Below are 10,804 nucleotides of genomic sequence, written 5' to 3'. Positions count from 1 at the left end.
AAATGGGGCGGCGACCTTCGCCGCGTGGAGGAGGACATTGCAGTTGTCATCTAAGAAGTCATGGTTCGTCGGCCTGGCGGCCGCCCTTCTGGCCTCGACCCCGGCGGTCGCGCAGCAGGCGGCCTCGGCGCCGAACGTCTCCTATATTCATGCCGGGCGCCTGCTGGCTGACCCGGCCACCGGCCGCGTGGCTCAGAACCAGACCCTGGTGATCGAGAACGGCCGCGTGCGCGAGATCGTCGACGGCTTCGTCGGCCAAGGCGACGTGGTCGACCTGTCCGACAAGTTCGTGCTGCCGGGCCTGATCGACAGCCACGTCCACATCACCAATCAGCAAGGCGAAGGCAACCGCGTCGCCCGCTTCACCAACACCGCCGCTGACTCCGCCGTGCAGGGCGCGGCCTATGCCCTGGTGACGCTGCAGGCCGGCTTCACCACCGTCGCCGACCTGGGCGGCGCCAGCGACGCCGTCATCGCCCTGCGCAACGGCATCGCGGCGGGCAAGATTCCCGGCCCGCGCCTGCTGGTCTCGGCCGGCACGGTGACTCCGCACGGCGGCCACGGCGACGCCAACGGCGTGAACAGCGCCCTGGTGCCGGTGCTGCGGCAGAACGGCGTCTGCTCCGGCGCCGACGACTGCCGTCGCTCGGTGCGCGAGCGCGTGCGCGCGGGCGCCGACATCATCAAGATCACGGCTACGGGCGGCGTCCTGTCCGACACCGGCGCCGGCCTGAACCAGCAATTCTCGAACGAAGAACTGCAGGCCATCGTCGAGACCGCGCACTTCATGGGCCGCACGGTGACCGCCCACGCCCACGGCACGGACGGCATCAACAGCTTCCTGCGCGCCGGCGGCGACTCGATCGAGCACGGCACCTTCCTGGACGACGAATCCATCCGCATCTTCAAGGCCAACAACGGCTGGCTGGTGCCGACCCTGCTGGCCGGCGACTTCGTCGCTCGCGAAGCCGCGCGTCCCGAAACCTTCTTCACCCCGAACCAGCGCAAGAAGTCGCTGGAAGCCGGTCCGCAGATGCTGGACATGGCGCGCCGCGCTCACCGCGCCGGCGTCCAGATCGCCTTCGGCACCGACACCGGCGTCTCGCCGCACGGTGAAAACGCCAAGGAGTTCGCCCTGCTGGTCCAGGCCGGCCTGACCCCGCTGGAAGCCGTCCGCGCCGCCACCGTCGGCGCCGCGACCCACTTCCGCCTGCAGGACGAGATCGGTCGCCTGACGCCCGGCTACGCCGCCGACGTCATCGCCGTCTCGGGCGATCCGCTGAGCGACGTCACCACCCTGGAGCACGTTAAGTACGTGATGAAGGGCGGCGTCACCTATCGCAACGACTGACCGCCGACGCCTCGGCGTCCGCGATCGGAAGGATCTGAAGGGGCGGCGCGAGCCGCCCCTTCTTTTTTGCGCCCGGCTCTAAGTCAGCCTTCGGCAGGCTCCGCTATTGGCCGCCCATCGTCGGCGCATAGTCCTCGTCAAAGAAGCAGGCGGCGTCATAGCGCGCCCGCGCGGCTTCGCAGAGCGCCGCCACCGAGCGCGGCTCCGGCTTCGTTCCGCCGTCTATCCAGGCCATCAGCGCCTCGAAAACCGCGACGTATTCCGGCGGGCTGAGGGCGCTGTGCGACGCCTCGTCGGTGAAGGTCTGCACCAGCAGGCTTGAGCGCCCCGCCGCCGCCACGCGGTCACGATAGGCCGCCTCGTGCCAGACGAAGGCCGTCGGATCGTCCTTGCCGTGAATGGTGATCGTCGGGGCCACGATCAGGCCGGACAGGTCCGCATCGTAGGCCAGACGCGCCACGCCCATGGGGTCCGCCGCGAACCGCTCGACCCCCGCGTTCAGCGCCGCATCGTCGTGCGAGCCCTGATAGACGGTCCGGCTGTTGTCGAACGGATTGAGGCCGTCCAGACGCCGCTGCACCAGGTCCTGGAACAGGAAGGTCCCCCAGGCCAGGTGAGAGACAAGCTGGCCCTCGCCTATGCCCACGACGTTGAGAATATCGGCCAGCCGCAGCTTCTGCTCCGGCGAACGTTCGGTCGCAGCCAGGCCGACGCCCGTGCAGGCCTGGACCCGCTGGGCCAGTTGGGCGCGGGTCAGGCGGACGCCCTCGGGCAGACCCTGCCAGACCGGGTACTGCGCCTCGTCGGGCGCGGGATGGTTCTGGCAGTAATACTGATAGACCGCACGCAGATCGGCGCGGAACCTGTAGGCCTCGGTCCCGCCCGCCAGGACGCCGCTGGTCAGGACCACGCCGTCCCAGACCACCTGGCCCTCGGCGTCGCGCGCATAGAGCTCGGCCGCCTTGGCCGCGACATTGCCGCCCCAGGACTGGCCGTGCAGCAGGGTGCGGCGCGGACGTCCGAAGGCGTCCCAGAAGATCTGGCGCAGATCGTCGGTGTCCTCGGCGGCCATGCGCACGCCGTAGCCGCCCCGGCGATAGGTCGAGGCGGCCCAGGCGAAGCCCTCCTTCACCGTCATGGAGAAGCGCTCAAGGTCCTCCAGCGGATCATCGGCCCGGGGAGCGCCCGTGCGCGGCCCGCCGTGAGCGTGGACGATCAGCGAGCCGTTCCAATTCTCGGGCACGGCGATCCAGTAGTAGCCGCCCTTGGCCGCCCGCCCCGACCAGCAGTGCGCCTGCTGAGGAAGGAAATCGGGACAGACGGCCGGGGCGGGCGCCGGCGACGAGGCCGCAGGCGCATCCTGGGCGGCGGCGAAGGGCGCGCCGGTCAGCGTGACGGCGGCGGCCGCCGCCAGCATCGAAAACAGACGCATCCCTATCGCCTCCTCGGATCAGAACGACTTGGTGGCCGTGACGTACCAGTAGCGGCCCCACGGGCTGTGCACCGAACCGCGATAGCCGTTGTCGGCCAGCGGCGGTCCCTGATCCGTCAGGTCGCGGACGCCCAGACGCAGGCGCGTCTCGGTCGGGAATTCATAGTCGACATAGGCGTTGACGGTCTGGCGGGCGTCGACGACCCACGGGTCGCCCGAGGCGCCCAGCAGGCCGGGCTGCTGGAAGTCGCTGATGTACTGGCTCGTCATTCCTGCGCGCCAGGGGCCCTTGCGCCACGTCAGGCTGGCGTTGAGGCGCCATTCGGGACGGCCGTTCTGCCCCACCAGTTGAGAGGAGTCCGGCAGGGTCGTCCCGGCATTGATCGTTCCGGCTTCGCGGGCGGCGTACAGCTCATTGACGATGTCGCCCGGATCGCGCGTGAATTCGTCCAGTTTGCTGGCGTTCACATTGACGATGAAGGTGCCGTACTTGGTGCGACGCAGAGACCAGTTCATGGCCAGGTCCAGGCCGCTGACGGTCTGGGGCTGAAGGTTGATGAAGCGGTCGTTGATCGAGACCACCTCGCCCACCGGGGTCAGGCCCGTACCCTGAAACAGCAGGATGTCCTCAGGCGTCGGCGCGCGACGGTTGACCAGCGGATTGGAGCCGCCCTCGACGCGGTTCAGATAGTCGAGCGCCAGCGCCGTCTGGGCGCCCAGCAGGCCGACGATCTTCTCCTGCTCGATCCGCCACTTGTCGATGGTGAAGGTGAAGGCGCCGAAACGCTCGGGGATGAACGACGGTTGCAGCACCAGACCGTAGGAGGTGTTGGTGCTCTCTTCCGGCTCCAGGTCCGGGTTGCCCGCCACCAGCAGAGAGGCGCCCGAGGTGTTCTGCGCGCACTGGGAGAAGTTGCTGATACGGCCGGCGCGCAGGTCAGCCTCGCAGCGGACATAGTCCGTGCCGCTGGCCAGGCGGGCGTATTCCGTGGCGTGGGTCTGCTCCAGGTTCGGCGCGCGGAAGCCCTGCGAATAGGAGCCGCGGACCCGCACGCCCGGAACCACGTCCCAGGCTGCGGCGATCTTCGGCTTGGCCACCGAGCCGAAGTCGGAATAGTGCTCGTAACGGCCCGCCAGCTGCACATCCAGCTGATAGACCAGAGGAATGTTCATCTCGGGCGAGACCACCGGCACGGCGAACTCGACATAGGTCGAGAAGACCTCGCGGCTGCCCGAGGTGTCGGGGTTGGGGCTGACGGCCGAAACGTTGGACAGGTTGGTCTCGCCGCTGACCATGTCGGTGAAGGTAAAGGTCCCATCCAGATTGGCGTCGCGGTCGTCCTTCTGGGTCTCGCGGCGCGCCTCGACGCCGAAGGCCATGCCGACCGGCCCGCCCGGCAGTTGGAACAGATCGCCGCGCGACAGCTTGAAGTCCGCCATGGTCAGGGTAGTGCGCGACACCCGGCGCAGGTCGAAGACGATGGCGTCGATCGCCGCCTGCGAACTGGGCGAGCAGTCGCCATAGCTGGTGGTGGCGACGCAGCCCCCGCTGAAGGGGTTGTAGGCGTCGGGCGTCGACAGGGCCAACTGCTTCTGCAGGGCCGTCATATTGACGTTGGGCGAGACGTCCTTGGCCTCGGCCTCGGAGTAGACGACCGCCGTCTCCCAGTTGAAGCCGCGCCACTCGCCGCGCAGGCCGCCCAGCAGACGCGCCTGATAGTTGTCGACCTTCACCACCTGGAAGCCGGTGTCGACGAAGCGGTAGTTGGTCATCAGGACCGGCAGGCCCTCGGCGGGAACGCCGGTCAGACCCGGCAGGCGGTTCGGATTGGCCGTGCCGTCGGCGAAGGTCACGGGGCCGAAGGGGTTGTAGTAGTTGCTGGCCGGAATCCAGATCTGGTTCAGGTTGACCACCGGCGGCTGCACGGCGCGGCTGTGGGCGCTATAATAGCCGATCTCGCCGAAGGCCTCGACGCTGTCGGTCAGGTCGTAGCGCCCCGTCAGGAACAGGTTCATCCGCTCGACCGACGGACGGACGGTCGTCTCATGCCGGGTGTCGTACCGCATGTCGCGGTTGGTCGTGTTGAAGTTGTGGTTGCCGCTGGACAGGCAGATGTCGTCGCCCATGTCGATCCCGCAGCCGAAGCTGGACGGCTGGAAGCGGAAGGACCCGGCTGAGTTGGTCACGGCGACGCCGTTTGAACGGATCACCGGGCGCGAACCGACCGAGAGGCGCGCCCACGGCGTATGCGAGGAGCGGCCGTCCAGCGACTGGACGTCAGCGAAGTCGGGGTGGTCGGCGAACAGCGGACGCAGATCGTCCGAGCGGGTGAAGTCCTGATCCGAGGCCCACAGGGCGGTGCGCTGAGCGTAGTTGGCGAACAGGGAGACGTTGCCGCGATCGAAGTTCTTGCCCGTGAACAGGTTGAACTCGGTGTCGCGCATCTGCGTGCCCTCGGCGCCGCCGTAGCGGGCGCTGACCGTCAGGCCGTCGATGTTGTCGCGCAAGACGGTGTTGACCACGCCCGCCACCGCGTCGGCGCCATAGATGGCGGCGGCGCCGTCCAGCAGGACCTCCAGCCGCTCAAGCCCCGACACGGGGATGGCGTTGGAGTTGTAGCTCAGCACCGGCACCGTGCCGGTGTCCGAGGTGCCCTGGCTGGTCGGGTGCTGGACCAGACGACGGCCGTTCAGCAGCACCAGGGTGTTGCCCACGCCCAGCGAGCGCAGATTGACCGAGTTCACATCGCCGCGCGCCGAGTTGGAGGTCTGGGGATTGTTGGCGGAATCGAACAGGACGTCGCCCATCTGGGGGATGGTCCGCATCAGCTCGTCGCCGGTCGTGGCGCCGGTGGCCTCGATCTGCTCGCGGTCGGCCACCACCACCGGCAGGGCCGCCGTGGTGCGCGCGCCGCGGATGTTGGTGCCGACGACGACGATGTCCTCGACCTGGGTGGGCTCGGCGGGCAGGGCCTCCTGGGCCAGGGCCGCCCCGGCGAACAGGACGGTCGATGCGGTCGTCGCCATCAGGGCGATCTTGGATGGGTTTCTCATGTCTCTCTCCCAGTCGCCGTGTGCGGCGATCATGTCGTTGAGGTCGTGGTTCAGGGTCAGTCGTCGGCCAGCACCAGGTCGTCGCCCGGTCCGGCGGCGGGATCCGGCGCGGCGGCCAGAGGCTGAGGCCCGCCGTCCAGCGCGGCCTTCAGCGCATCGCGGTCCAGTTCGCCTTCCCAGCGGGCGACGACGATGGTGGCCACGGCGTTGCCGATGAAGTTGGTCAGGGCGCGGCATTCGCTCATGAAGCGGTCGATGCCCAGGATCAGGGCCATGCCCGCCACCGGCACCGAAGGCACCACCGACAGGGTGGCGGCCAGGGTGATGAAGCCGGCGCCGGTGATGCCGGCCGCCCCCTTGGACGACAGCATGGCCACCAGCAGCAGCAGAATCTGGTCCTGCAGGCTCAGGTCGATGTTCAGCGCCTGGGCGATGAACAGGGCCGCCATAGTCATATAGATGTTGGTGCCGTCCAGATTAAACGAATAGCCGGTCGGCACGACCAGGCCGACGACCGACTTGGCGGCGCCCGCGCGCTCCATCTTGGAGATCAGGCTGGGCAGGGCGGCCTCGGAGCTGGAGGTGCCCAGCACCAGCAGCAACTCCTCCTTCAGATAGCGGATCAGCTTCAGGATGTTGAAGCCGTTGGCGATGGCGACCAGACCCAGCACGCCCACCACGAAGATGGCGGACGTCAGATAGAAGGTGGCGATCAGGGCGAACAGGTTCGCGACCGAGGCGATGCCGTAGGCGCCGATGGTGAAGGCGAAGGCCCCGAAGGCGCCGATAGGCGCCGCCTTCATCAGGATGGCGACCAGTTTGAAGAAGGCCGCGCTGACCGACTCCAGGAAGGTCATCACCGGCTTGCCCAGATCGCCGATCATGGCCAGGGCGATGCCGAACAGGATGGAGACGAACAGGACCTGCAAGATGTTGCCGGTCGAAAAGGCGCTGACCACGGTGTCGGGAATGATGCCCGTCAGGAAGCCGACGATGGTGCTTTCATGCGCCGCCTGGGCGTACTGGGCCACCGCGCCCCTATCCAGGGTGGCCGGATCGATGTTCAGACCGTGGCCAGGCCGCACGACGTTGGCGATGATCAGGCCGACGATCAGCGCCAGGGTCGAAAAGACCAGGAAGTAGCCAAAGGCCTTGGCCGCCACCCGGCCGACGCGGCCGATGTCGCGCATCCCGGCGATGCCGGTGACGATGGTCAGGAAGATCACCGGCGCGATCACCATCTTCACCAGCTTGATGAAGGCGTCGCCCAGCGGCTTCAGGCTTTCGCCGACGTTCGGCCAGAAATGGCCGATCGCGCCGCCCAGTACGATGGCGACGAGCACCTGGAAATAGAGATGCCGATAGAAGGGGCGGCGCGCGACAGCCGCCGTCTCTGACGCGATGGGAATCAAGAAGGTCGCTCCTGATGGCGAGCAGCACGCTCGCGGATTTCCTCTCGGCGCGATCTTCGCCACGCTTCGACCCCAGTGTGGCCACAGCGCCGCCAGGAGGAAACGGCCCCCGAAAGATACCACAACTTATTGATAACAAATATTATTTTTACACACCGCACTTTAAGGTCATGCGTTTAGTGCGAAATACCGCTCGAACTTGTGGCGCAAAAGTGCGGAATGTCGCACATTGAGAAGATGACGACCCCGGCGGCTTCATCACATTCGGAAGGTCTCCTACGGCGACATGCGAGACTCTGGATCGCCCTGATCCTGGCCTGGCTGGTCGTGGCGACGACGGCGGCCTATGGGCTGGGCGAGACCGCCCGGAAGGGCGCCTCGGCCGAACTGGCGCGCCAATCGGAGTCCGCCGCCGCCCTCCACGCCGCGGTTCTGCGCAGCGAACTGGAGAAGTATCGCGCCCTGGCGCCGGCCATGGCGACCGACGCCGACGTCGCCAGACTGCTGCTGAGCTCTCGCCCCGACCCGGCGATGCTGAATCAGCGGCTGGAGGCCCTGGCCGACCAGACCCGCGCCTCGGCCATCTATGTCATCGGGACCGACGGGGTGACCCGCGCCGCCAGCAACTGGCGCCAGCCGATCAGCTTCATCGGCGCCGACTACAGCTTCCGCCCCTATTTCGTGAAGGCGATGCGGGACGGCTCGGCCGAGTTCTTCGCCCTGGGGACGGTCAGCGGCACGCCCGGCCTGTTCCTGGCCCGTCGGGTCGTCTACGGGAACCGCGCCATCGGGGTCGTGGTCGTCAAGGTCGAGTTCGACGCCCTGGAAGCCGAATGGCGCGCCTCGGGCGAACCGGCCTATGTGGTCGATCCCGGCGGCGTGGTGCTGATCACCAGCATTCCCACCTGGCGCTTCCGGACCCTGCGGCCGATGGACGCCGAAAGCCGCCGCCTGACCCTGGCCGACCAGACCCTAGGCGACGGCGCCCTGACGCCCCTGCCCTTCCGGACGCCTGACAACGGGGCCACGCGCCTGATCGAGGCGCCTCTGGACGGCGTCGATCGCCCCTGGATGCACGCCCGCATCGACACCATGACGCCGGGCTGGACGCTGCATCTGCTCACCCCCGACCGAGGCGCCATAGAGACGAGCGTCGCAAACGCCCGCGTTCTGGCCGCCCTGATCGCGACCCTCGCATTCGGCGTCGCCGCCGTGCTTCTGCGTCGCCGCCAGCAGGCCGTCGTGCGGCAGCGCGCCGCCGAGGCCGCTCGCCAGGAGCTGGAGCGTCGCATCGAGGAGCGGACCCGCGACCTGCGTCAGGCCAACGTCGCCCTGAATCGCCAGATCGAGGAGCGGATGCGCGCCGAGGCCAGTCGCGAAGCCCTGCGCGATGAACTGGTCCAGGCCGGCAAGCTGGCGGCGCTGGGCCAGATCGCCGCCGGCGTGGCCCATGAGATCAACCAGCCCGTCGCCGCCATTCGCACCCAGGCCGAGACGGCGTCGGCCTATCTGGAGCGGGACCAGGGGGCCAAGGCGGTGCGCGCCCTGGGCCGCATCGGCGAGCTGACCGCCCGGATCGGGGCCATCACCCAGGAACTGCGCGCCTTCTCGCGCAAGTCGGAGCCGCAGCTTCGCCCCGTATCGCTGAACGAAGCGATCGACGGCGCCCTGCTGCTGCTGGGCGGGCGCCTGCGCCAGGGGGGCGTCCGACTGGTGCGGGCCCGAGGCGGGGACGTGCAGGTCATCGCCGACCGCTTTCGTCTGGAGCAGGTCATCGTCAACCTGATGCAGAACGCCGCCGAGGCGCTGGAAGGGCGCGCCGACGGCAAGATCCATCTGACGGTCCGACGGGTCGGCGGGCTGGTCGAACTCAGCATCGCCGACAACGGCCCCGGCGTGGCCGACGCCATCCGCGACCAGCTCTTCACCCCCTTCTTGACCAGCAAGGCCAACGGCCTGGGGCTGGGCCTGGTCATCTGTCGCGACCTCGTCGCCGGATTCGGCGGCGAGCTGGACCTGCGCCCGGCCGAAACGGGCGCCGTCTTCGTCGTCAGCCTGAAAGCCGCGTGATGGAGGCGCGCGCCATGGAGTTTCCGCGTCTTGAGACCGTCGCCCTGATCGAGGACGACGATGATTTCCGCAGCGCCCTGGCCGAGCGGATGGAGGTCGAGGGCCTGACGGTGCGCGCCTATCGCAAGGCCGAGACGGCGCTGACGGACATCGACGCCGACTTCCCCGGCGTGGTGGTCACGGACTTGCGGATGCCCGGCCTGGACGGCCGCCAGACGCTGAGCCGGCTTCAGGCTCTGGACCCGGCCCTGCCGGTCATCCTCATCACCGGACACGGCGATGTGGCCGAGGCCGTCGCCGCCATGCGCGGCGGCGCCTATGATTTCGTGGCCAAGCCCTTCGCTTTTGAACGCCTGTCCGAAAGCCTGACGCGCGCGCTGGAGAAGCGCGCCCTGGTTCTGGACAACCGGCGCCTGACCGCCCTGTCGTCCGAGGCCGGACTGGAGCTGCCGCTGCTGGGCGACAGCCCGGCGATCCGGTCGCTGCGCGCCACTATCGCCCAGATCGCCGACGCCCGCATGGACGTGCTGATCGAGGGCGAGACCGGCGTCGGCAAGGAAGCCGTGGCCCGCGCCCTGCACAACGGGGGGCGCCGCCGGCCTCACCCCTTCGTCGCGGTCAACTGCGGCGCCCTGCCGGACGGGCTGATCGAGAGCGAACTGTTCGGCCATGAGCTGGGCGCCTTCGCCGGCGCCTTGCGACGCCGCGTCGGCCACGTCGAACGCGCCCACAACGGATCGCTGTTTCTGGACGCCGTGGAGACCATGCCCACCGCCGCCCAGGTCAAGATGCTGCGCGTGCTGGAAGAACGCGAAGTCCATCCGATCGGCGCGTCCGAACCGCGCGCCGTCGATATCCGGGTGCTGGCCTCGGCGACCGGCGACCTCGACCACGCCCTGTCCGACGGCCAGTTGCGTGAGGATCTCTATTATCGCCTGAACGTCGTGCGCCTTCGCGTTCCGCCTCTACGCGAGCGTCGCGACGACATCCCCCTGCTGTTCGCCAGCCTGCTGGCGCGCGCGCCGATCAAGGCCGACGGCGAAACGCCCATCATCACGGACGACGTCCGATCTCGCCTGCTGGAGCATGCCTGGCCCGGCAACATCCGCGAACTCTCCCACTTCGCGCAGCGCTTCGCCCTGGGTCTTGAAGGTCGCGAGACGGCTGGAGAACAGGAGCGCGGCCTCGTCGATCGCGTCGCCCAGTTCGAAAAGCGCATACTGAAGGATACGCTTGAAGCCCTGGGGGGCAACGTCAACGACGCCATCCTCCAACTGAAGATCCCCCGCAAGACCCTCTACGACAAGCTCAAGCGTCACAATCTGAAGCCTGGCGATTTTCGCAACGGCTAGCGGGGCGGCTTCAGTATTCCACTCGCAGGCCCAGGGAGAGGGTCCGCGGCGGGGCGTAGCCGGCGACGCCGCCGGCGGTTTCGGAGACCTCGACCTCGGCGTCGAACAGATTGTCGGCCGCCAGCCACAGCAC

The 10,804-nt window shown here is 68.3% G+C and carries 6 protein-coding genes; 3 read left to right on the top strand and 3 right to left on the bottom strand.

Features of this window, described 5'->3' with window-relative positions:
* Positions 1–37 precede the first annotated feature (37 nt).
* Positions 38–1,351, top strand: a complete 1,314-nt coding sequence (locus tag ACWGL1_RS14370; RefSeq protein WP_422388311.1) for a metal-dependent hydrolase family protein — start codon at positions 38–40, stop codon at positions 1,349–1,351.
* Between the two features lie 103 nt (positions 1,352–1,454).
* On the opposite strand, the gene ACWGL1_RS14365 is transcribed toward ACWGL1_RS14370, so the two are convergent.
* Genes ACWGL1_RS14365 through ACWGL1_RS14355 form a run of 3 tightly spaced genes read right to left on the bottom strand, consistent with a single transcriptional unit; the run spans position 1,455 to position 7,249 of the window.
* A complete protein-coding gene (locus ACWGL1_RS14365; protein WP_452112373.1) occupies positions 1,455–2,783 on the bottom strand; it encodes a hypothetical protein in 1,329 nt (442 codons plus the stop codon).
* A gap of 18 nt (positions 2,784–2,801) precedes the next feature.
* On the bottom strand, positions 2,802–5,837 hold the full coding sequence (locus tag ACWGL1_RS14360; RefSeq protein WP_452112372.1) for a TonB-dependent receptor domain-containing protein: 3,036 nt from the start codon (positions 5,835–5,837) through the stop codon (positions 2,802–2,804).
* 56 nt (positions 5,838–5,893) lie between these two features.
* Positions 5,894–7,249 (bottom strand): dicarboxylate/amino acid:cation symporter, encoded by a 1,356-nt coding sequence (locus ACWGL1_RS14355; RefSeq protein WP_409450026.1) that lies wholly within the window; start codon positions 7,247–7,249, stop codon positions 5,894–5,896.
* Positions 7,250–7,468: 219 nt separating this feature from the next.
* Between ACWGL1_RS14355 and ACWGL1_RS14350 the strand changes: the two genes are divergently transcribed.
* A complete protein-coding gene (locus tag ACWGL1_RS14350; protein ID WP_452112371.1) occupies positions 7,469–9,319 on the top strand; it encodes a sensor histidine kinase in 1,851 nt (616 codons plus the stop codon).
* Positions 9,320–9,333: 14 nt separating this feature from the next.
* Positions 9,334–10,671 carry a sigma-54-dependent transcriptional regulator gene (locus ACWGL1_RS14345; RefSeq protein WP_452112370.1) on the top strand — a complete coding sequence of 446 codons (1,338 nt, stop codon included), beginning with the start codon at positions 9,334–9,336 and terminating at the stop codon, positions 10,669–10,671.
* Positions 10,672–10,804 lie beyond the last annotated feature (133 nt).

The sequence above is a fragment of the Brevundimonas sp. NPDC055812 genome (assembly GCF_053616535.1).
Note: the sequence above shows the minus strand (reverse complement) of the source record. Positions and strands in the feature narration are given on the sequence as shown.